Origin of the sequence: Brevibacterium sanguinis, from assembly GCF_003315415.1 — a bacterium.
Classification (GTDB): Bacteria; Actinomycetota; Actinomycetes; order Actinomycetales; family Brevibacteriaceae; genus Brevibacterium; species Brevibacterium celere_A.
Genome location: NZ_QNSB01000003.1, coordinates 285958 through 307992, shown reverse-complemented (window position 1 = coordinate 307992; position 22035 = coordinate 285958). Strand labels below are relative to the sequence as shown.

At 68.9% G+C, this 22035-nt stretch carries 19 protein-coding genes and 2 tRNA genes; 10 read left to right on the top strand and 11 right to left on the bottom strand.

From position 1 onward, the window contains the following. Positions 1-7 precede the first annotated feature (7 nt). The 8 genes from lysA to guaB1 all read right to left on the bottom strand — a co-directional run bounded on the left by lysA (position 8) and on the right by guaB1 (position 9119). Entirely contained in the window at positions 8-1444 is a 1437-nt protein-coding gene (gene lysA / locus DFO65_RS05780) for a diaminopimelate decarboxylase (RefSeq protein ID WP_113903459.1), read from the bottom strand. Next, positions 1444-2271, bottom strand: a complete 828-nt coding sequence (locus DFO65_RS05775) for a DALR anticodon-binding domain-containing protein (RefSeq protein ID WP_113903458.1) — start codon at positions 2269-2271, stop codon at positions 1444-1446. The genes lysA and DFO65_RS05775 overlap by 1 nt, the downstream gene beginning before the upstream one ends. 56 nt (positions 2272-2327) lie before the next feature. Beyond that, on the bottom strand, positions 2328-3503 hold the full coding sequence (locus tag DFO65_RS05770; protein WP_181778631.1) for an MFS transporter: 1176 nt from the start codon (positions 3501-3503) through the stop codon (positions 2328-2330). 145 nt (positions 3504-3648) lie between these two features. After that, positions 3649-3724 (bottom strand) — tRNA-Arg (locus DFO65_RS05765). Between the two features lie 92 nt (positions 3725-3816). Next, positions 3817-4824 carry a M15 family metallopeptidase gene (locus DFO65_RS05760; protein ID WP_113903456.1) on the bottom strand — a complete coding sequence of 336 codons (1008 nt, stop codon included), beginning with the start codon at positions 4822-4824 and terminating at the stop codon, positions 3817-3819. Positions 4825-5140: 316 nt separating this feature from the next. After that, positions 5141-6196 carry a hemolysin family protein gene (locus tag DFO65_RS05755; RefSeq protein ID WP_113903455.1) on the bottom strand — a complete coding sequence of 352 codons (1056 nt, stop codon included), beginning with the start codon at positions 6194-6196 and terminating at the stop codon, positions 5141-5143. Then, on the bottom strand, positions 6186-7520 hold the full coding sequence (locus DFO65_RS05750) for a hemolysin family protein (protein ID WP_113903454.1): 1335 nt from the start codon (positions 7518-7520) through the stop codon (positions 6186-6188). The genes DFO65_RS05755 and DFO65_RS05750 overlap by 11 nt, the downstream gene beginning before the upstream one ends. Before the next feature lie 141 nt (positions 7521-7661). Further along, complete coding sequence (gene guaB1 / locus DFO65_RS05745; protein ID WP_113903453.1) at positions 7662-9119, bottom strand: GMP reductase; 1458 nt, start codon at positions 9117-9119, stop codon at positions 7662-7664. A 102-nt stretch (positions 9120-9221) separates the two neighbouring features. Here guaB1 and DFO65_RS05740 point away from each other — a divergent pair, with 102 nt between their 5' ends. From DFO65_RS05740 to DFO65_RS17435, 3 genes are all read left to right on the top strand, one after another. After that, on the top strand, positions 9222-12977 hold the full coding sequence (locus DFO65_RS05740) for a multifunctional oxoglutarate decarboxylase/oxoglutarate dehydrogenase thiamine pyrophosphate-binding subunit/dihydrolipoyllysine-residue succinyltransferase subunit (protein WP_113903452.1): 3756 nt from the start codon (positions 9222-9224) through the stop codon (positions 12975-12977). Continuing rightward, positions 12974-13588 carry a GDSL-type esterase/lipase family protein gene (locus tag DFO65_RS05735; RefSeq protein WP_113903451.1) on the top strand — a complete coding sequence of 205 codons (615 nt, stop codon included), beginning with the start codon at positions 12974-12976 and terminating at the stop codon, positions 13586-13588. The genes DFO65_RS05740 and DFO65_RS05735 overlap by 4 nt, the downstream gene beginning before the upstream one ends. 91 nt (positions 13589-13679) lie before the next feature. Beyond that, positions 13680-13754, top strand: coding sequence for a 50S ribosomal protein bL37 (locus DFO65_RS17435; protein WP_113903607.1), 75 nt, complete (start codon positions 13680-13682; stop codon positions 13752-13754). A gap of 68 nt (positions 13755-13822) precedes the next feature. Here the strand turns inward: DFO65_RS17435 and rsrA are convergent, their stop codons facing one another. Both rsrA and DFO65_RS05720 read right to left on the bottom strand, forming a co-directional pair. After that, positions 13823-14104, bottom strand: a complete 282-nt coding sequence (rsrA, locus tag DFO65_RS05725) for a mycothiol system anti-sigma-R factor (protein WP_113903450.1) — start codon at positions 14102-14104, stop codon at positions 13823-13825. Beyond that, a complete protein-coding gene (locus DFO65_RS05720; RefSeq protein WP_281268749.1) occupies positions 14101-14772 on the bottom strand; it encodes a sigma-70 family RNA polymerase sigma factor in 672 nt (223 codons plus the stop codon). The genes rsrA and DFO65_RS05720 overlap by 4 nt, the downstream gene beginning before the upstream one ends. A gap of 152 nt (positions 14773-14924) precedes the next feature. On the opposite strand from DFO65_RS05720, the gene DFO65_RS05715 reads away from it, so the two are divergent. The 5 genes from DFO65_RS05715 to DFO65_RS05695 are packed head-to-tail and all read left to right on the top strand — an operon-like array spanning position 14925 to position 19846. Then, positions 14925-15422 carry a DoxX family protein gene (locus DFO65_RS05715; protein WP_113903448.1) on the top strand — a complete coding sequence of 166 codons (498 nt, stop codon included), beginning with the start codon at positions 14925-14927 and terminating at the stop codon, positions 15420-15422. Continuing rightward, positions 15409-16719: a 3-phosphoshikimate 1-carboxyvinyltransferase gene (gene aroA / locus DFO65_RS05710; RefSeq protein ID WP_113903447.1), complete on the top strand. Its 1311-nt coding sequence runs from the start codon at positions 15409-15411 to the stop codon at positions 16717-16719. The genes DFO65_RS05715 and aroA overlap by 14 nt, the downstream gene beginning before the upstream one ends. Position 16720: 1 nt before the next feature. Beyond that, positions 16721-17770 (top strand): ribosome small subunit-dependent GTPase A, encoded by a 1050-nt coding sequence (rsgA, locus tag DFO65_RS05705; RefSeq protein ID WP_113903446.1) that lies wholly within the window; start codon positions 16721-16723, stop codon positions 17768-17770. Between the two features lie 10 nt (positions 17771-17780). Further along, the gene (hisN, locus tag DFO65_RS05700; RefSeq protein ID WP_113903606.1) at positions 17781-18566 is read left to right on the top strand and encodes a histidinol-phosphatase; all 786 of its coding nucleotides are present in this window, start codon (positions 17781-17783) and stop codon (positions 18564-18566) included. After that, the gene (locus DFO65_RS05695) at positions 18563-19846 is read left to right on the top strand and encodes an aminotransferase class I/II-fold pyridoxal phosphate-dependent enzyme (protein ID WP_245940500.1); all 1284 of its coding nucleotides are present in this window, start codon (positions 18563-18565) and stop codon (positions 19844-19846) included. The genes hisN and DFO65_RS05695 overlap by 4 nt, the downstream gene beginning before the upstream one ends. Before the next feature lie 87 nt (positions 19847-19933). On the opposite strand, the gene DFO65_RS05690 is transcribed toward DFO65_RS05695, so the two are convergent. After that, the gene (locus tag DFO65_RS05690) at positions 19934-20482 is read right to left on the bottom strand and encodes a YceI family protein (protein ID WP_113903445.1); all 549 of its coding nucleotides are present in this window, start codon (positions 20480-20482) and stop codon (positions 19934-19936) included. Positions 20483-20704: 222 nt separating this feature from the next. On the opposite strand from DFO65_RS05690, the gene DFO65_RS05685 reads away from it, so the two are divergent. Beyond that, positions 20705-20781 (top strand) — tRNA-Met (locus tag DFO65_RS05685). A gap of 189 nt (positions 20782-20970) precedes the next feature. Next, positions 20971-21996 (top strand): ABC transporter substrate-binding protein, encoded by a 1026-nt coding sequence (locus tag DFO65_RS05680; protein WP_487249312.1) that lies wholly within the window; start codon positions 20971-20973, stop codon positions 21994-21996. The last annotated feature ends 39 nt before the right edge of the window (positions 21997-22035 follow it).

Below are 22035 nucleotides of genomic sequence, written 5' to 3'. Positions count from 1 at the left end.
TGCCTTCTTATGTCTCTGTCGATGTGGTCATGCCCGGGTCGGTGCTGAGCATCTGGGCATAGCTCTCGGGGGTGACGATCCACTCGGCCCCGTCCGCGCTCACGGCGAGCACGCCGGGCCGGGGCACATGGTTGTAGTTGTTGGCCAGCGGCCTGCAGTAGGCGCCCGTTCCCGGCACGGCGACGAGGTCGCCGGGGGCGACATCGGCCCCCATGTACTCATCGCGGACGATGATGTCGCCCGACTCGCAGTGCTTGCCCACGACGCGGATGATCGCGGGCTCGGCGTTCGAGTTCCGATTGGCCAAGCTACACGAATAATCGGCGTCGTAGAGAGCTGTCCGGATGTTGTCGCTCATGCCGCCGTCGACGGCGACGTAGGTGCGGATCCCGGTGTCGGTGTGCACCTCCTTGACGGTGCCCACCTCGTAGAGGGTGAAGACGGCCGGGGAGACGATCGCGCGCCCGGGCTCGATCGAGATCCGCGGCACGTCGGTGCCGAGCCCGCGGCATTCCTTGGCGACGACCTCGGCGAGCTCGGCGGCCATCTCCTCGACCGGGATCGGGGTGTCCTGGGAGGTGTAGCGGATCCCGAAGCCGCCGCCGAGGTCGACCTCGGGCAGGTCGACGCCGTGGGTGCGCATGATCTGGGCGCGGAGGTCGAGGACTCGGGCGGCGGCGACCTGGAACCCGGAGATGTCGAAGATCTGGGAACCGATGTGGGAGTGGAGTCCGTCGAAGCGCAGGTGGGCCGAGCCGACGACCGCCTCGGCGGCCTTCGCGGCCATCCCGGAGGACAGGGACAGGCCGAACTTCTGGTCCTCGTGGGCGGTGGCGATGAAGTCGTGGGTGTGGGCTTCGACGCCGACCGTGACCCGGAGCATGACCGGCGCGACGACCCCCCGGGCCGCGGCGATCGTCTCGAGCCGGTCGATCTCGTCGAGGCTGTCGACGATGATCCGCCCCACGCCGTAGTCGAGCGCGTAGTCGAGTTCCGCCACCGACTTGTTGTTGCCGTGCAGCCCGACCATCTCCCCCGGGACTCCCGCGGCACGGGCGATCATCATCTCCCCCAGCGAGCAGGTGTCGAGTCCGAGGCCCGCCTCGTGCACCCAGCGGGCGACGGCGGTGCAGAGGAACGCCTTGCCCGCGTAGAAGACGTCCGCGCCGGACCGACCCTGCTCGGGCGAGAACGCATGCGCGTAGGCATCCCGGTACTCCCGCGCCCGGGCCTTGAAGTCGTCGACGTCCATGACGAGGGTCGGGGTGCCGTGGTCGCGGGCGATGTCGGTGACCGGGTGCCCGGCGACGGTGAGGACGCCGTCGGCGTTCTTCACCACGTTGCGCGACCACAGGCTCGGCAGCAGGGCGTTGACGTCCTCGGGGTACGGCAGCCACACGGGCGCGGGTGTCGCGTGCAGTGTTCCGGCGATGTGTGCGGGCATTACATCCTCTCCGGGGCGGTAGCGCCCAGCAGTCTCAGGCCATCGCCGAGGACGACGCCCACGGCGCGATCGAGCAGCAGCCGTTCGGCGTGGACCCCCGTGACGTCCTCATCGATCGTGGGGATCACCGGGTGCGAATCGACCCAGCGGTGGAAGACCTCCGCCAGGCCCTGCAGGTGGCGGACGATGCGTGCGGGCACGGCGTCGCCGGCCACGCGCGGGAAGTCGACGAGGGCCGTGAGCAGAGCGGTCTCGGCCTCGTCGGTGCCTGCCTCCACGGCGCCTCCGGCGGCACTCGCCTCCCCGAGACCCGCGTCCGCGGGCGCCGCGGCGGCGAGGCGGGCGACGCCCGTGGCGACGGCGACGCGCTCGATGCGCCTGGCCAGGGCATGCGCCACGCGCACCTCGTCGAGCACCGCGTCGTCCGGCATCGGCTCCGACGGTGCGGAGCCCGACTGCGCCGAGGCGGGCGCAGGCTCCGCGGCGGGCGCGGGCTCCACGGCATCGCGGTCGCTCGCGGAGGAGAGGATCGCCGCCGCGAGCTGCGCGGCCGGGGCGGAGGGGGTGATCGTGAGGAAGCCGGGACCGGAGACCTCGACCGAGCGAACGCCGGGCTCCGCCCGCAGCAGTGCCGCGATGTCGATCGCCAGGTCGCGTGGGGCCCGGCCGAGAACAGCGGCGGTCTGGAGGGCGATGTTCGACGTCCAGTGCCCGCGGCCGGGGTCCTTCGCGCGCACCAGGGTGACCGTGGCGGGCAGATCGACGACTCGACCGCACGCGGTGCTCAGCGCGCGGGTCAGGGCGGTCTGCAGGAGTTCGGGGGTCACCAGAACAGATTACTCGGTGGCGATTGTCCGCGGCGAATCAGGGCCGTCGCCCGGTCTCAGATGTGTCCGGGCCGGCAGGCGGGGATGCTGACCAGGAGTTTGACGGCCACGGACAGGAGGACGACGGCGAAGGCGGGCCACATGGCGTCGACGCTCTGGAGGAGGAACGCGAAGACGAGCGGACCGGAGGCGGCCATGAGGTATCCGCCTCCCTGGACGAATCCGGACAGGGCCGCCGTCGCCTCGGCGTCGACGGAGCGCAGCGCGATGAGGGTGAGCGCGAGGGGGAACGTGGAGATCCCGACACCGAGGAGCACGGTCCACAGCACGGGCGCGGCCTGCGGGACCAGCCACAGTCCGAGGTAGCCGGCGGCCAGCGACACGCAGAACGCGACGACGATGGGGGCCGCGGTCCGCAGCCGCTGGGCGAGCGCGGGAAGGACGAATCCGAGGACGAGCGGGATGGCCGCGACCAGGGCGAGCATGGCCCCGGCGAAGGCGGGCTCGGAGCCGGAGTGGGTGAGCAGCAGCGGCAGCCAGGTGAAGAGGATGAAGTTGTTGAACGAGGTCAGTCCCGTCATCGTCATCAGCGCCCAGGCCCGCGGGGTGCGCACGAGGCGTCTCAGCTCGCCGCCGCCGACCACGGCGGCCGCCACCGCCGTCCGCGGCGCCGGCCGTCTCACCGCGATGACGATCCAGGCGGCGACCGCGACGAGGGCGCAGACGGCCCAGACGAGCAGTGAGCCTCGCCAGCCCCACGTCGCCGCCAGCGGCACCGCGACGAGAGGCGGCAGGAACGTGCCGAGCTGGAGGAGGCCGACGTGCACCGTCGACATGAGCGCGAGCCGATCGGGGAAGTGCGACTTGACGATGGGCGGCAGCACGACGTTGCCGACGCCCATGCCGAGGAGAGCGACGACGCTGAGGACGAGGAACCAGGAAGGAGAGTCGAGGACCCCGCGCACGCTCGAGCCGATCGCGATGAGGACGACCGCGCCGAGGGTCACCGACACCGCGGAGAACCGGTCGACCAGCTTCGGGACGATGAAGCCGCTGACCCCGAAGAGCAGCGGGGGAAGCATGCCGATGACTGCGAGGAAGACGGCGTCGAGCGGGACCTCGGCGCCCATCATGTCGAGCAGCGGCGACAGCCCGGTGACCCCGGGACGCAGATTGAACGCGGCGACGATGATGCCCGCCAAGACAAGACCGGTTGCCCCAGCAGATCTCATGGTCGCCATTGTGCCATCCACGCTCGACCCCCGCCCCGGCCGGGGCCGATCGCCGTCGCCGGGAGCGTGCTCGGACTTCTCGGCCCGGGCGTCCCGGGAATCCTCGTGGGATGAGAGAACCCCCTGGGTGACCAGGGGGTTCGTGTGGTGCCCGCGACAGGATTCGAACCTACGACCTTCTGCTCCGGAGGCAGACGCTCTATCCACTGAGCTACGCGGGCAACGGATGCAATCCTACCAGAACCGTGCATCAGGACCCAAAACGGCGGACCGCGTGCCGCCGGTCGTCCGGCTGCACGCGGTCCGAGGCTCCTCAGGCGCCCTTCATGTCCTTGCGGCCGGGCACGTACTCCCAGTGCCAGAGCTCGTAGGAGTTGCGCTTCGCCCAGTCCGGGTTCTCCCAGCCGAACTCCCCGGCGTTGGCCTCGAGCCAGTCGTACTGGGCCGTGTCGAGGTCGACGGCGATGCCCCAACCGTGGTTGGACGTGCCGGGACGGGCGGCGAATCCGGGCTTGCGCGACGCCACGGAGACCTGCGCCTCGAGCGACCGGTACGAGTCCGTCACCGTGAGGTTCTTGCCGGTCTCCTTCTTGTACTTCGCGTTCATCTTCGCGAAGGCCACGGCGGCGTCGGCGCGCAGCTTGTGGTCGCCGATGCCGATCTCGCACAGCCATTCCTCGGGGACCTCGCCGTTGGAGGCCTCGCCCTTGGGCGCCTCACCGCTGCAGCCGGGCAGCGCCGACTTCTTGATCGCCCGCGAGGCGGCCTTGACCTTGGACTGGGTGGCGCTCGGAGCGCCGATCGCCATGGTCGTCTTCTCATCGGAGACGTCGATGTCCGCCGAGACCGTCTCGGCGTTGATCGCCTTGGTCTGCGTGTCGGCGGCGGTCGTGTCGACCTTGACCTCCTGCTCACCGCCCATGTTGCCGGCGATCATCACTGCGGCGATGGCGGTGCCGGTGACGGAGACCGTCGCCAGGGCGGAGATGGTCGTGGCGCGCTTGCGGCGCACCGAGCGCAGCAGGGTGCCGTCCGAACCGCGGCCCCCGGGCTGAGCGGCGATGGCCCGATCGGTCCAGCCGTCGCTCAACCCCTCCGCCTGACGGGCCATGGCCTCGCGACGCGGGGATCCGGCGGCCGCCCGGGCCTCAGCGGCCATCGCCGCGCGGCGGGGCGAGAGCGTCGCCGTGGTGGTGGACGTCTGGGACACCGCTGTCGCAGCCGGCCGGGAGCCTGTCAGGGTGACGCGGGAGGAGGCGTGCTGGTGGCGCAGATCGCGACGGCGCACCGGCGCTGCTGCGGTCGAGGAATCACTCGACATATCACTCCGTACTGTTGTCCGTACATCGGGCGCCGTGGACCAGTCCCGGCGCCCGAAAAGCTTATGTCACAACACTATAACGAACCCGTTACATAATGTCACTTTTCGTTCATACTGAAGCCGTGACCAGCGATGACGGTCACAGTCGTGTCGCAACTGGTCCACAGAGGGGGTCCGGGAAGTGACCTGCGTCACCCGATTCGTTATCCGTCGTTACACTTCGGTCGACATACCGTGACCCCCGACACAGCCGGAAGGGCAGTTGTGGGAGATGTCACGGAGCAAGGCGCCCTGCCATCTGGACGTCTCCTGCGACTCACCGCTCATGGCGCTGGCGCTGCATCGCGTCCTGGACCTCGCCGACGAGCTCCTCGAGCACGTCCTCGAGGAACAGGACGCCGAGGGTCGTCTCCTCCGACGACAGCACCCGGGCGACGTGGATCCCGACCTTCTGCATCTGGGCAAGCGCCTCCTCGACCTCGTCATCGGCCATGACCGTGAACAGGGGACGAAACCGCTTCGCCGGAACCGGCGCGTCGTACTCGTCCTCGCGCTCGGCGTAGAGGACGTCCTTGATGTGGAGGTACTCCTGGGGATACCCGTCGGCATCGACAACGAAGTACCGGGAGAATCCGGTCCTGCCGACCGTGGTCGCGAGCTCTCCCGGCGTCACCTCTGCGGTGATCGTGATGAGCTCGGACATCGGCACCATGATGTCGGCCGCGGTCTTGTCGCTGAACTCCAGGGCGCCCTTGAGCAGCCCGGTGTCGTCGCTGAGCAGACCTTCCCGCTTCGACTCCGCGACGATCGACTCCACCTGCTCGATCGTGAACGCCTCATTGACCTCGTCGCGCGGTTCGACCTTGAGCAGCCGGAGGATCGAATTGGCCAGGCCGTTGAGCGGACGGATGACGAAGCCGAACAGCCGCGACAGGAACACGAGCGGCGGCGCCAGCAGCATCACGGCCCGGGCGGAGGTCGCCAGTGCGATGTTCTTCGGCACCATCTCCCCGATGACGACGTGGAGATAGGTGACGACGCCGAGAGCGAGGATGAAGGAGATCGTCGAGGACAGGGCGGCCGGGATGCCCAGACCGTGGAGCGGGCCCTCGAGCAGATGGTGGATGGCCGGCTCCGCGACATTGCCCAGCAGCAGCGAGCACACGGTGATGCCGAGCTGGCAGATCGCGAGCATGAGCGACACGTGCTCCATGGCGTAGAGCGCGGTCCTGGCGGCCCCCGAGCCCGCGTGCGCCTGCGGCTCGATCTGGGAGCGCTTGGCGGCGACGACGGCGAACTCGGCCGCGACGAAGAACGAATTGCCCAGGAGGAGGACGACGAGCCAGATCAGCCCGAACCAGTCAGCGCTCATCGGTCTCACCTCCCCCGCCGCGGCGGTCGCCCGGGGTGTCGAGGGCGACCCGCAGCCTCTCGATCCGGCGGCCGTGCATCCGCTCCACGCGGATCAGGGCCCCGTCCGTGCGGACCTCGTCGCCGGGCACCGGGATGCGTCCGAGCTCCATGAGCACGAATCCGGCGAGCGTCTCGTAGTCCGAGTCCTCGGGGATCGACAGGCCGATCGTCGCCGACACCTCGTCGGGCCGCAGCTGGCCGGGCACGATCCACGTGCCGTCCCGGGCCGGCCGGGCGGCCACGCGCATCCGATCGTGTTCGTCGGCGACCTCCCCGACGAGCTCCTCGACGACGTCCTCGAGGGTGACGACCCCCGCGGTGCCGCCGAACTCGTCGACGACGACGGCCATCTGCATGCCCTTGGCCCGCAGCTCCATGAGGAGCGGATCGAGCCGCAGGGTCTCCGGGATCTCGGTGACGTCGGTCATCAGCCCCCCGGCATAGGCGTCGTCGCGATTGGCCAGCGGCACCGCGAAAGCCTGCTTGACATGGACGACGCCGAGGATGTGGTCCTTGTCCTCCCCGGCGACGGGGAAGCGGGAGTAGCCCGTGTCCCGCGCCTGTTCGATGATCTGCCTCGCGGTCGTGTCCTTCGACACCGAGGACATCCTCGTCCGCGGGGTCATGACGTCCTCGGCGGTGCGCTCGGAGAAGCTGAGGGTGCGCTCGAGCAGTCCCGCGGTCTGCTCGTCGAGCACACCCTCCTCGGCGGAGTGCCGGACGAGGGAGGTCAGCTCCTCGGGCGAACGGCCCACGGAGCCCTCCTCCTGCGGTTCGATGCCCATGGACCTGAGGATCTTGTTCGCGGTCCCGTTGAGGGTGACGATGACGGGTTTGAAGACGACGGAGAACGCGTACTGGAGCGGGGCCGCGATCCGCCCCGTCCCCAGGGGGACGGCGATCGCGAGGTTCTTGGGCACGAGCTCGCCGAAGATCATCGAGAGCACGGTCGAGACGATGAGGGCCAGCGTCAGGGCCAGAGGAGCGGACAGGCCCGGACTGACCCCCCAGGCCTCGAACACCGGGGCGAGCAGTTTGCCCAGGGACGGCTCCATGAGGTAGCCGGTGAGCAGCGTGGTGATGGTGATGCCGACCTGGGCGGCCGAGAGCTGGGTCGACAGGTGGGCCATCGATCGGCGCAGGGTCTTGGCGCCGACGACACCGGCCTCGACGGCCTTATCGGCGGTGTGCCGGTCAAGGGTGAGGAGGGAGAACTCCGCGGCGACGAAGACACCGGTGCCGAGGATGAGGATGAGGGCGAGGGCGAGGAACAGCCATTCCATCAGTGCAGTCCCCCACCCTTCGGGATGGGGATCAGTGGTCGATTCCCCCCAGGGGGATGGGGGTCGTCGTCTGGGGCGCCGGCTTCCCGCCGGCTGGGACTGTCACTGGGCATGACGTGATTTTAGCAACTCGCGAAGCGCTCACCAACTTCGGGCGACCGGCCTGCCCTCCTCGTAGCCCGCCGCGCTCTGCACCCCGACGCTCGCACGATCGGCGAACTCGGCGAGATCCCGGGCCCCCGCGTAGGTGAAGGAGCTGCGCACCCCCGAGGTGATGGCGTCGAGCAGGTCCTCGACGCCGGGGGACTTCGGATCGACGTACATCGTCGACGAGGAGATGCCCTCCTCGAAGAGCCCCTTCCGCGCCCGGGTGAACGCCGACTCCGACCGGGTCCGGTTCGCGACCGCCCGCGCCGAGGCCATGCCGAAGCTCTCCTTGTACTTCCGTCCCTGGCCGTCGACGAGGAGGTCGCCCGGGGACTCGTGGGTGCCCGCGAACCAGGACCCGATCATCACCTGCGAGGCCCCGGCCGCCAGCGCCAGGGCGACGTCACGGGGATAGCGCACTCCCCCGTCCGCCCACACATGCGCCCCGAGCTCACGGGCGGCGGCCGCGCACTCGAGCACCGCGGAGAACTGCGGACGGCCCACCGCCGTCATCATCCGCGTCGTGCACATCGCCCCGGGCCCGACCCCCACCTTGACGATGTCGGCGCCGGCCGCCACGAGGTCGCGCACGCCTTCCGCGGTGACGACATTGCCCGCGACGATCGGGACCCCGAGGTCCGCCTCGGCGATGGAGCCGAGCACCTCGAGCATCTTCGCCTGGTGTCCGTGCGCGGTGTCGACGACGAGCACGTCGGCGCCGGATCCCACGAGGGCCCGGGCCCGGTCGAGGGCGTTGCCGTTGACGCCGATGGCCACGGCGATGCGCAGCCGACCGTGCGCATCGAGGTTCGGTGCGTAGATCGAGGAGCGCAGGAGGGCCTTCGGGGTGAGGGAGCCGAGCACCCGCCCCTCGGCGTCGACGACGGCGGCGAACTCGGTCCGGGCCTCGGTCATCTTCTCGAACAGCGCCTCGAGCGCCGAGGCGTCCGCCCAGTCGATCGTCGAGGCATCGACGACGTGCGGGGCCGACTCGACCAGTTCCGACACCGCGGTGAACCGGTCGACGTCACCGAGGTTCTTCGCGTCGATGACTCCCTCGAGCCTCCCCTCCGCGTCGACGACGACGCCGAACCCGTGAGCGCGCTTGCTCAGCACGTGGAGGGCGGAGAGCACGGTCTCCTCGGGGGAGAACCGCAGCGCCGACTCGAAGATGTGGTCGCGGCTCTTGACCCATTCGATCGTCTCCTGGGCCGCGGCAAGCGGGATGTCCTGGGGCAGGACCGCGAGCCCGCCGCGCCGGGCCATCGTCTCGGCCATCCGGCGACCCGACACCGCCGTCATGTTCGCCGCGACGAGCGGGATGGTCGAGCCTGTCGGATCCGTTGTCGACAGGTCCACCTCGAAGCGCGAGGTCAGAGCCGAGGAGTTGGGGACGAGGAAGACGTCGGAGTAGGTGAGGTCGGTGTCCGGGGAGTTCGAGATGAAACGCATAACACTATTGTTCCCCATGTGCACAATCACAGGCACATCGCGTTAGGCTGGTGCTGTCGTTCAAACTCACATCCTTGAAGCAGGAAGTAGGCGATCAACGCCGTGTCCGTCAATACTCCGAACCGCACCATCGACGACTTCGGCTCGAACGAGTGGCTGGTCGAGGAGCTGTACGAACAGTACAAGTCCGACAAGAACTCGGTCGATGAGTCCTGGTGGCCGTTCTTCGACAAGTACGAGAAGAACAGCGGAGATTCAGGCAGGTCCGAGACCACAGGGTCGACCTCCGCCGACGAGAAGTCGGCGACCACCCCCACGAAGAGCGCAGCGGCCCAGGGCTCGGCCGCGAACAGGACCGCTCCGGCCAAGCCGGACAACGATCCCGGTACCCGGGAGAACTCCCGCGGGGTGTCCCCCTCCTCGGCCCAGACCGAGACGCTCAAGGCCGAGACCAAGTCCGTGCCGAAGGTCACGGTCAAGGACAAGGCGCCCGCGGCCCCGAGCGAGGAGACCGTGACCCCGCTGCGGGGTCCCGCGAAGCTCATCGCCAAGAACATGGACGATTCGCTCGAGGTGCCCACCGCCACGTCCGTCAGGGCGCTGCCGGCCAAGGCCCTCATCGACAACCGCATCGTCATCAACTCCCACCTCAAGCGCACCCGCGGCGGCAAGGTCTCGTTCACCCACCTCATCGGGTTCGCGGTCGTGCGAGCCCTGCAGAACTTCCCCTCGCAGAACGTCTCCTACGACGTCCGCGATGGCAAGCCCGTCACGGTCTCCCCCGCCCACGTCAACTTCGGCCTCGCCATCGACGTGCCGAAGAAGGACGGCACCCGTTCGCTGCTCGTGCCCAACATCAAGAAGGCCGAGACGCTGACCTTCCGCCAGTTCGTCGACGCCTACGACGGGCTCGTCGACAAGGCGCGCAAGGGCAAGCTCACCGCCGACGACTTCGCCGGCACCACGGTGTCCCTGACCAATCCCGGCGGCATCGGCACGGTCCATTCCGTGCCCCGCCTGACGAAGGGGCAGGGCACGATCGTCGGAGTCGGCGCGCTCGAGTACCCGGCCGAGTTCCAGGGTGCGAGCCAGAAGACGATCAACAATCTCGCGGTCTCGAAGGTGCTGACGCTGACCTCGACCTATGACCACCGGGTCATCCAGGGTGCCGGGTCCGGCGAGTTCCTCAAGCTCGTCCACGGCTACCTGCTCGGCGAGGACGGCTTCTACGACGACGTCTTCGAGTCCCTGCGCCTGCCGTACGAGCCCGTCCGCTGGGTCCCCGACGTCTCCGCCGAGGACCAGGACGACGTCAACAAGACCGCGCGCGTCATCGAGCTCATCGACGCCTACCGCACCCGCGGTCACCTCATGGCCAACACCGACCCGCTCGTCTACCGGCAGCGCTCGCACCCCGATCTCGACATCAACCAGCACGGGCTGACCCTGTGGGACCTCGAGCGCGAGTTCCCCACCGGAGGATTCGGCTCCAAGCCGATGATGCCCTTCCGCAACATCCTCGGACTGCTGCGCGAGAGCTACTGCCGGACGATCGGCTTCGAGTACATGCACATCGCCGACCCGCTGCAGCGACGGTGGTTCCAGGCGAAGATCGAGGTCCCCCACCAGGAACTCACCCGCTCCGAGCAGGGCCACATCCTCGGCCGGCTCAACGCCGCCGAGGCGTTCGAGACCTTCCTGCAGACGAAGTACATCGGGCAGAAGCGCTTCAGCCTCGAGGGCGGCGAATCGGCCATCGTCCTCCTCGACGAGGTCCTCAACCAGTCGGCGGACTCCGGGCTCGACGAGGTCGCGATCGGCATGGCCCACCGCGGCCGGCTCAACGTGCTCACGAACATCGCCGGCAAGAGCTATGCCCAGATGTTCCGTGAGTTCGACGGCACGATGTCGCCCGACAGCGTGCAGGGCTCCGGTGACGTCAAGTACCACCTCGGCACCGAGGGCTCCTTCACCTCGCCGGCGGGCAATACGACCAAGGTCTACGTCGCCGCCAATCCCAGCCATCTCGAGACCGTCGACCCGGTCCTCGAGGGCATCGTCCGCGCCAAGCAGGACCTCGTCGACCAGGGCGAGGCCGGCTTCACGGTCCTGCCCGTGCTCGTCCACGGCGATGCGGCGTTCGCCGGTCAGGGAGTCGTCGCCGAGACCCTCAACCTCTCGGAGCTGCGCGGCTACCGCACCGGCGGGACGATCCACATCGTCATCAACAACCAGGTCGGGTTCACGACTCCGCCCGCCTCGGCGCGGTCCTCGTACTACTGCACCGACGTCGCGAAGACGATCAACGCCCCCGTCCTCCACGTCAACGGGGACGACCCCGAAGCGGTCGTGCGCGCGGCCCGGCTCGCGTTCGAGTACCGCCAGGAATTCAACCGCGACGTCATCATCGACCTCGTCTGCTACCGCCGCCGCGGCCACAACGAGGGCGACGACCCCTCGATGACCCAGCCGCTCATGTACTCGCTCATCGAGAAGAAGGGCTCGGTGCGCAAGCTCTACACCGAGTCCCTGGTCGGGAGGAAGTGCATCACCGACGACGAGGCGGCCGCTGCGCTCAAGGACTACCAGGCCAAGCTGGAGAAGGCGTTCGCCGAGACCAAGGAGGCCGAGACCGGCAAGTACACGGGAGCGGCATTCAACGAGCCGCACGTCCCCAGCGACATCGAGGCGCTCAACGACGCGAGCACCGCGATCAGTCAGGAGACGATGAAGCGCATCGGCGAGGCCTTCGTCGAGGTGCCCGAGGGATTCACGATCCACAAGAAGCTGCGCGCCCTGCTCGAGAAGCGACGGGAGATGTCCGTCTCCGGCGGAATCGACTGGGGCTTCGCGGAGCTGCTCGCGTTCGGCTCGCTGCTCATGGAGGGGGTCCCCGTCCGCCTGGCCGGTCAGGACTCCCGCCGCGGCACGTTCGTCCAGCGCCACTCGGTGCTCATCGACTCCGTCAACGGCAACGAGTGGACCCCGCTGCAGAACCTCAGCGAGGAGCAGGCCCGGTTCTGGGTCTACGATTCGCTGCTCAGCGAGTACGCGGCCGTCGGATTCGAGTACGGCTACTCCGTCGAACGCCGCGACGCCCTGGTCGCGTGGGAGGCGCAGTTCGGCGACTTCGCGCAGGGCGCGCAGACGGTCATCGACGAGTTCATCTCCTCCTCCGAGCAGAAGTGGCAGCAGAACTCGGGAATCGTCATGCTCCTGCCCCACGGCTACGAGGGGCAGGGACCGGACCACTCCTCGGCGCGGATCGAGCGCTACCTCCAGCTGTGCGCGGAGTCGAACATGACGGTCGCGCTGCCCTCGAACGGCGCCTCGTACTTCCACCTCCTCCGCCGGCATGCGCTGACGCCGAACAAGCGTCCGCTCATCGTGTTCACCCCGAAGTCGATGCTGCGCCTCAAGGCCGCCGCGAACTCGACCGAGGACTTCACGAACGGTCGCTTCCAGCCGGTCATCGACGATCCCGCGATCGACGCCTCGCAGGTCGACCGCGTGGTCCTCGTCTCCGGCAAGCTCTACTGGGAGCTGCTGGCCAAGCGGGAGAAGCTCGAGGACGCGAAGACCGCGCTCGTGCGCGTCGAGCAGCTCTATCCGCTCGACGAACCCGCGATCGCCGAGGTGCTGAGCCGCTACCCGGCCGGAGCCGAGATCGTCTGGGCCCAGGAGGAGCCCGAGAACCAGGGCGCGTGGCCGTTCATGGCGCTCAATCTCCCGCAGCTGCTCGGCGACCGTGAGCTCAACCTCGTCTCGCGTCCGGCCTCGGCGTCGACGTCGACGGGTCTCAAGCACGTGCACGAGCTGCAGCAGCAGGAGATCGTCGACCTGGTCTTCCGCCGGTGAGCTCCGAGCGTCCCACGACGATCACCGTGGTCGGCGGCCCCCTGGTCGCCGGCCACGGTGATGGTCGTGGTCTCGGCTGGGTGGGACGGGTGACCGCCCGGACCCTGCCCAGCCTCCCCCACCTGCGCACCTACCCGCTCGCGGTGCCCGGTGAGGACTCGGCGGGGCTCCATGCCCGGGCGATGGCCGAATCCTCCCTGCGCTTCACCTCGGACGGCGACAATCGTCTGGTGCTCGCCCTCGGTGCGGGGGATCTCGATTCCGGGCGCTCGGTGGCCCGCGCCCGCCTCGACGTCGCCAATGTCCTCGACGAGGCGCTGGCCAGGAAGGTCTCGACGTTCGTCGTCGGGCCGCCTCCCGAGCACGGATCCGAGCGCAATCGGGGGATCGCCGAGCTCAACACGAGCTTCGTCGATGTCGCCAAGCGCCGTGGCATCGCCTACGTCGACACCTTCACCCCGCTGCTCGGCCATCCCGTCTGGCAGCGTGAGATCGCCTCGTCGCGCGATCATCTGCCCGCCCAGGAGGGCTATGGCCTGCTCGCCTGGCTCGTGCTCCACCGCGGGTGGTTCGAATGGCTCGGGGTCGAGGACGTCCTCGGCGACGACTGACAGCGGGCGAGGGACCGGGCCGGCCGTGATACCGCTTTGCCCCGGTCAGCCGGGCATGAAAGAATGAACCGTCTATCGAAGGAGTACTGCTATGAGCAAGCGTGGCCGTAAGCGTCGTGACCGTCGCAACAGCAAGGCGAACCACGGCAAGCGTCCCAACAGCTGACGCACCGGATACGACGAAGGCGGGGAGAGCATGGAATGCTCTCCCCGCCTTCGTCGTCCCCGCGCCGATCAGGTGCGGGCGGGTCCGTTCTGCCACGTCCTCTGCTCGACGGCGATCCGGCGTCGGATCTTCTCCCGCAGGCCCAGCGGGGCCTGCTCGCGACTGCACGACCGGCGCACCAGCTCCTTGAGCAGCGCCTCGATCTCGTACTCGTCGTGGCAGGCCGGGCACTTCTCGAGGTGGACCGAGATCTCCTTGATCTCCGTCGTCGTCAGCTCACCGTCGAGGTAGTGATAGATGCGCATGAGCGATTCCGCCCGCACGCTCTCACAGCAGTCCTGATCGCTCATCTCGAGCCCCCTTCGCCTCTGACGTATCCACGGTCGACGGCGTAGTCGGCCAGCATCTCCCGCAGTTGGCGACGCCCGCGGTGGAGCCGCGACATCACGGTGCCGATCGGGGTCTCCATGATCTCGGCGATCTCCTTGTACGGCAGCCCCTCGACGTCGGCGTAGTAGACGACCATCCGGAAGTCCTCCGGCAGGGCCGACAGGGCGTCCTTGACGTCGGAGTCCGGCAGATGATCGAGCGCCTCGAGCTCGGCCGAACGGCCTTCGGAGGAGGTGTGGCTGGCCGCCTGGGCGATCTGCCAGTCCTCGATGTCCTCGCTGCCGTGCTCCTGCGGCTGCCGCTGCTTCTTGCGGTAGTTGTTGATGAAGGTGTTCGTGAGGATCCGGTACAGCCAGGCCTTGAGATTCGTGCCCGGGGTGTACTGGTGGAACGCGGCGTACGCCTTGGCGTAGGCCTCCTGCACCAGGTCCTCGGCATCGGCCGGGTTCCTCGTCATCCGCAGCGCGGCGGCATAGAGCTGATTGAGATATTCCAGAGCGTCGCGCTCGAAACGGGCCGAGCGCTCGGCCGCCGTCTCGGGGACTTCCTTGACTGATTCGGTCATCACAGTCAATGGTACGCCCGTTCTCTCCAGGACAGCAGTGGAACCCACAGACTTCTCCTCCATCGACGCCGTCTGACTTTCGCGGCAGGGCCCCTCACCGGCGGTTCGCGGTCCCTTGCCTCTTCGGGTCAACACCGGCGCCCGGTCCCACTATTCCCCGTGAACGGTTATGCTAGCCGGAGAGATGCCCGACGACATCGCCAGGAAGGACCACTGTGTCTCCCATTCGATTCTTCGCCCGGCCCATGCTGGCAGCCGGCTACATCAGCAACGGGATCGACCGTCTGCGCCACCCCGAGTCGGCGACCGCCACGATCTCCCCCCTGCTCGCCCTCGCCCGGAAGAACGTCGACATCCCCGTCGAGGCGTCGACGCTGGCGAAGGCGTCCGGTGCGGCGCAGGTCGCCGCCGGTTCACTGCTCGCGATCGGCCGCTTCCCGCGGACGAGCGCGACGATCCTCGTCGCCACCTACCTGCTCGACACGGTGGGTGAGAACATCGCCGCGGAGAAGGCGACGTCGAAGGCCGAGAAGCGCGAACGCCTCGAGCGGACCCTCATCCGCACCTCGCTGCTCGGCGGCGCCCTGCTCGCCAGCGTCGACACGGCCGGCAAGCCCGGACTGTGGTGGCGCACCCAGCACGCGGCCGAGGACCTGTGGTCGTCGGTGGAGAAGACCTCTCATCAGGCAATGAGTGCCCTTGGCGTCGACTGAGACACCCCCTGCCCCATCCCAGGACTGGACGGCGCCCGTCGCCGCGTCGGCCCTCGACGCGATCGTCGAGGTCCCCGGGTCCAAGTCGCTGACCAACCGCTATCTCGTCCTCGCGGCGGTGGCCGAATCGAGTTCGGTCGTACGCGGCTGGCTGCGCAGCCGCGACACCCTTCTCATGGTCTCGGCACTCCGGGCGCTCGGTGCCCGGATCGAAGAGGTCGAGTCAGACCTGCACATCCGGCCCATCGACTTCACCTCGGGCGATTCGTCCGCCGTGAGCATCGACTGCGGACTGGCCGGAACCGTCATGCGCTTCGTCCCACCGGTCGCGGCGGCGACCGGACGTGAGGTCCACGTCGACGGGGATCCGCAGGCCCGCGTTCGCCCGATGGGCGTGACGATCGAGGCGCTCACCCGCCTCGGTGCGCAGATCTCCTCCGACTCGGGGTCGCTGCCGCTGACGATCCATGCGGGTTCGGCGCTGCGCGGCGGTCACCTGGACATCGATGCGAGCGCCTCGAGCCAGTTCGTGTCGGGTCTGCTCCTCGCCGCGCCGGTGATGCCGTTGGGTCTCGACCTCGTCCACAGCGGCGATTCGGTGCCCAGCCGCGCCCACGTCGACATGACGCTCGAAGTCCTCGCCGACGCCGGCGTCGACGTCACCGAGCCCGAACCGGAGCACTGGGTCGTCGAGCCCGGGCTGCCGCGCGGTCTCGACGTCCAGGTCGAGCCCGACCTGTCCAACGCCGCGGCGTTCCTGGCAGCGGCCCTGGCCACCCACGGCCGGGTCACGATCCCCGACTGGCCGGCCCACACGACCCAGGCCGGGGACGGGTTCAGGGCCATCGCCGTGGCGTTCGGCGGCACCGTGAGCTTCGACCGCTCCGGACTGACCGTGACGGGACCGAGGCGGCTGCGCCCCGTCGACCTCGATCTCTCGGCGATCGGGGAGCTCACTCCCGTCGTCGCGGCACTGGCGGCGCTGGCCCCCGGCACCTCGCACCTGCGCGGGATCGGGCACCTGCGCGGTCACGAGACCGACCGGCTCTCGGCCCTGCGACGGGAACTCGGCGCGATCGGCGCCGATGTCGAGGAGCACCCCGCCGCCCTGACGATCACCGGCTCCCATCTGCGACCGGGCACGTGGCACACCTACCATGACCACCGCATGGTCATGGCCGGAGCCGTCATCGGCCTCAAGGTCTCCGGACTCGTCATCGAGAACGCCGGCACCGTGGCCAAAACCCTGCCCGAGTTCGCGCAGCTGTGGGAAGCCATGCTGGACTCTGAGGACTGACATGGCCCGGATCTACCGCGACGAGGACTACCGTCCGCGTCCGAACCGCCGCGGCTCACGGCCCCGGACGAAGAACCGTCCCAGTCACGACACGGCCCTCGAGGGTCTCGTCACCGCCGTCGATCGCGGCCGCTACCGGGTGGTCCTCGGCGATGGGACGGGGACCTTCCCGAGCGACGACGCGAGCGGTCGGGCCCCCGAGGGCTCCCCGCGCACGGTCACCGCCGTCCGGGCCTCACATCTGCGCCGCGACGCGGTGGTCCCCGGGGACATCGTCAAGGTCATCGGCGACACGTCGGGAGCCCCTGGCTCACTGGCCCGCCTCGTCGCCATCACCGACCGGCGGACCCTGCTGCGGCGCAGCGCCGACGACACCGATCCCACCGAACGCGTCATCGTCGCCAACGTCGAGGTGATGGGCATCGTCACCGCCACCGCCGACCCCGAACCCTCATTCGGCCTCATCGACAGGACCATGGTCGCCGCGATCGACGCGGGGATCACCCCCCTGCTCATCGTCACCAAGACCGACCTCGCTCCTGCCGACGAGATCGCCGAACGATTCCGCGCCACCGGGGTCGAGATCGTCTCCTCCGGTCTGCAGGCCGATGGCAGCCTCACCGACGCCGAGGTGTACGAGCGGCTGCGGGGCAGGATGAGCGTCCTCGTCGGTCACTCGGGGGTCGGGAAGTCGACGCTGATGAACGCCCTCGTGCCGGCGGCCAACCGCGCCACCGGGGTGGTCAACGACGTCACCGGACGCGGCCGCCACACCTCCTCCTCGGCGGTGTGCCTGCCCCTGACCGGCGGCGGCTGGCTCGTCGACACCCCGGGCGTGCGCAGCTTCGGCCTCGCCCACGTCGATCGCGATTCACTGCTCGCCGCCTTCCCCGAGCTCATCGACGCGACCCTCGACTGTCCCCGCGGCTGCACGCACCTGGCCGACTCCCCGGGCTGCCGCCTCGACGACTGGGTCGCCGACGGCCATGCCGGCCCCGGCGGAGTCTCACGATTGGAATCACTGCGCAGGCTGCTGTCCAACACTGGCTAGAGTGGTGGCCATGAACGACCTCGAACTCGCGCTCGACCTCGCCGATCTCGCCGATTCGCTCAGCTGCCGGCACTTCTTCGCGCAGGACTTCACCGTGGAGACGAAGCCGGACCTCACCCCGGTCACCGAATGCGACCGCGCGGTCGAGGCCGCCATCATGGACCGGCTCTCCCGCGACCGCCCGGACGACAGCGTCCTGGGCGAGGAGTTCGGCTCCCACGGGACCTCGCCGAGGCGGTGGATCGTCGACCCCATCGACGGCACGAAGAACTTCGTCCGCGGGGTGCCCGTGTGGGCGACGCTCATCTCCCTCTACGACGGCGAGGAGCCGGTGCTCGGGGTCGTCTCGGCCCCCGCGCTCGGACGCCGGTGGTGGGCGCAGTCGGGGCAGGGCGCCCACGTCGCAGCACTCGACCAGGCCCCGAAGCGCATCCACGTCTCCGAGGTCGAGAGCCTGTCCGATGCCTCCCTGTCCTATGCCTCGCTGAGCGGGTGGAGGGACCTCGGCGTCCTCGACCGGTTCCTCGACCTCTGCGCCTCGACCTGGCGCACCCGCGGATACGGGGACTTCTACTCCTACATGCTGCTGGCCGAGGGGGCGGTCGACATCGCTTGCGAACCCGAGCTCGCCCTCTATGACATGGGGGCCCTGGTGCCGATCGTCGTCGAGGCCGGAGGCACCTTCACGAACACCGCAGGAACCCCGGGCCCCTTCGGCGGCAACGCGGTGGCGACGAACTCACGGCTGCACTCGGCCACCCTCGACGCCCTGGGCCGCGTCGCCCCGACCCGATGACGACGAGCACAGAGGAGACGACGATGCCCGAGGTGATGCGCGCCGAGCTGTGGCATGCGATGGCCGATGCCGCCGGTCTGATCCGCGCCGACGGTTCGATCGGCGAGACCGTCTATGGTGAGATGACCGCCCTGGCGGCGCGGACCGGGGCGGTGAATCTCGGACAGGGGGCACCGGGCACCGATGCCCCACCGGAGCTCATCGAGGCCGCCGCCGATGCCATGCGGGCAGGATTCAACCAGTACGCGCCGGGACAGGGCCATCCGCAGTTCCTCCGCGCGGTGGCCGAGCAGCGTCGCCGTGACTTCTCCCAACCGGTGGACCCCGACCAGGTCCTCTTCACCTGCGGGGCCACCGAAGCGCTCACCGCCTCCATCCTCGCGCTGGTCCCCCGCGGCGGCACTGTGCTCACGTTCGAGCCCTGCTACGACGCCTATCCCGCGGCCGTGACCGCCGCGGGCGGATCGCTCGTCACCGTCCCCGTCCTCCCCCATCCCGACGGCGGGTTCGCCCCCGACTGGGACCTCTTCGACGAGGTCGTCGCGGCCACGCATCCGTCGCTCATCATCGTCAACACCCCGCACAACCCCACCGGGTTCGTCTTCGCGGCCGGGGATCTCGAGCGGATCGGCGCGGCGGCGGCTGCCGCGGATGCCTGGGTGCTCACCGATGAGGTCTACGAGCAGCTCGTCCTCGAGGGCACGCATGTGCCTCCCGCCACCGCGATCGCCGACCCGTCACGGGTCGTCACCGTGTCCTCGGCCGGGAAGTCGTGGAATGCGACCGGGTGGAAGATCGGCTGGGTCATCGCCGACCCCGAGGTCAGGGAGGCGATCCAGGCGGTCAAGCAGTTCCTCACCTTCACCTCGGGCGGTCCCCTGCAGATCGCGATGGCGGCGATGCTCGAGGGCCGCTCCCGCTTCGTGGCCGAGAACCGGGCCTCCCTGCAGGCCCGCGCCGAGGTGCTCGTCGACGCCTGCCGCAGCGTGCCCGGGGCCCTCGCCTCGATCCCCGCGGCAGGGTACTTCACCGTCATGGACTTCTCGGGGCTCACCGACCTCGACGCGTTCGCCGTCAACGAACTGCTCGCCGAGCGCTTCTGTCTCGTGGGCATTCCGGTTCCCGCACTGTGCCGGGAGGGGTCGGCGGCGCATCAGGCCTACCGGGCCTCGATCCGCTATTCGTTCTGCAAGTCACCCGCCGATGTCGATCGCGCGGCCGGGCTCTTCCGCACCCTGGCCGCCGAGCTCGAGAAGGATCCTCACCTCCTGCGGGACTGACCGACCGGGTGCCGGGCGGACAATCAGAAGGCGGATGTGGGGCGGAGGCAGCATCGGCTGCCTCCGCCCCACGGGCGCTGATCGCGCTCAGCCCTTGATGAGCTCGAGCTCGAGGGCGATCCTGATCTTGTCGGAGACGAGGAGCTCGCCGCCGCCGAGGACCGCATTGAACTCCATTCCGAAGTCCTTGCGGTTGACCGATGCCTCGGCGGAGAGGCCCGCGACGAGGTTGCCGTTGGGGTCGGTGGCGACACCGCCGAACTCGGTCGTGAAGACGACCTCCTTCGTCACTCCGCGCATCGTCAGTTCGCCGACGAGGTCGAACTCGTCGCCGGACCTCGGCCTCACCTCGGTCGAGGTGAAGTTGAGGGTCGGGAACTGATCGGCGGCGAAGAAGTCGCCGGTCTTCAGGTGCCCGTCGCGCTGCTCGTTGCGGGTGGAGATCGATTCGACGACCGCCTCGGCGGTCACCGAGCTCTCCTCGAGGGTCGCGCCGACGGTGACGGTGCCCGAGATCTCCTCGAAGTGCCCACGGACCTTCGAGACTCCCGCGTGACGGGCGGTGAAGGTGAACTCCGAGTGGATCGGGTCGATGGTCCAGGTGCCGGCGACGAGTCCCTGTGGAAGAGCGGTCATGATGATCTCCTATTCGTTGAAATTTGAAGTACGTGCCCCACTGTAGTTGAGCTTTCAACTATATGCAAGAGTTCCACCCGACTTTTCCCGGCCCGGGAGCCGGGATTCCGCCGCATCGTCCAGGATCACCGGGGCGCGTGAACGGCAGGTGACGGGGTGGTGGAGGTCACGTTCCCTGGATTTGTCTTCTCGAATTACGCTCGTGTAAAGTTGAGACCACGACGCGGGGTGGAGCAGTTCGGTAGCTCGCCGGGCTCATAACCCGGAGGTCGAGGGTTCAAATCCCTCCCCCGCCACCAAGGTGGCAGAACCCCCATCCAGTTCAACTGGATGGGGGTTCGTCGCATTCACGATCCTCTCGGACGACCAGGCCGCCGGCGCAGCTCGCCCCGTCGCGGCGGGGCCCATTCAGGCAGCGGGACGATCGCACGGGCGAGTCTGCGCCTCGGATCGCGTGCCGAAGGACGAATTCAGGTCAGCCTTACCATATGAGAAGAATGAGATCGGGCCGCGGTGCCACCGCGGCCGCCCTGATGCTGTCCCTGACCCTTGTCGCGGCCGGGTGCGGTTCCGACGCTGCGAGATCCGAGGACGGGCCGGGCAGCAAGGACGTCGCCACCGGAGGCAAGGAGTTCGCGACCGCCGATGAGAAGACGGCGGCCCTCGGCAGCGATGCCGACCCGGGGGTGTTCCCGCGGACGGTCGAGCACGCCAATGGCACGACGACCCTCGAGGAGAAGCCGCGGCGCGTTGTCGTGCTCGATACCGGGGAACTCGACGCCGTCCTCTCCCTCGGCATCACCCCGGTGGGCATGGTGACCACCGAGGGCGCTGAGCCCGTGCCGTCCTACCTCGCCGATCGCGTCGACGGAGTCGAGACGGTGGGCACGATCGCCGAGCTCGACCTCGAGAAGATCGCCGCCCTCGAACCGGACCTCATCCTCGGCAGCCAGCTGCGTGCCGACAAGCTCTACGACGAGCTCAGTGCCATCGCTCCGACGGTGTTCTCGATCCGGCCGGGCTTCCCCTGGAAGGAGAACTTCGCCCTCGCCGGCGAGGCGCTGGGAATGGAGGAGCAGACGACACAGCAGCTCAACGACTACGGTCGCGCGGCGCAGGCCCTCGACGAGGAGATCGAGGGTGACCCCACGATCTCGCTCGTGCGCTGGATGCCCGAGCGCATCCGGCTCTACGGCAACCAGTCGCTCATCGGCGTGATCCTCGAGGACGCGGGCCTCAGCCGTCCCGAGCTCCAGGACGTCGAGGATCTCGCCGTCGAGGTCTCTGCGAAGACCATCGACAAGGCCGACGGCGACTACATCTTCTACACGAGCTACGGGGACCCTGCCGCGACAGGAGAGGCCGAGACGGTCGTCGGCAGCCGGTGGAAGGGACTCGACGCCGTGGAGAACGGCAGGGCGTTCCGCGTCGACGACGACGTCTGGTTCCTCGGCCTCGGCCCGACCGGGGCCGGCCTGATCCTCGACGATCTCGACGCCCACCTCACCGACTGACCCGAGACGACGAACGCCCCAGAGGTTGAGATCCCGAGA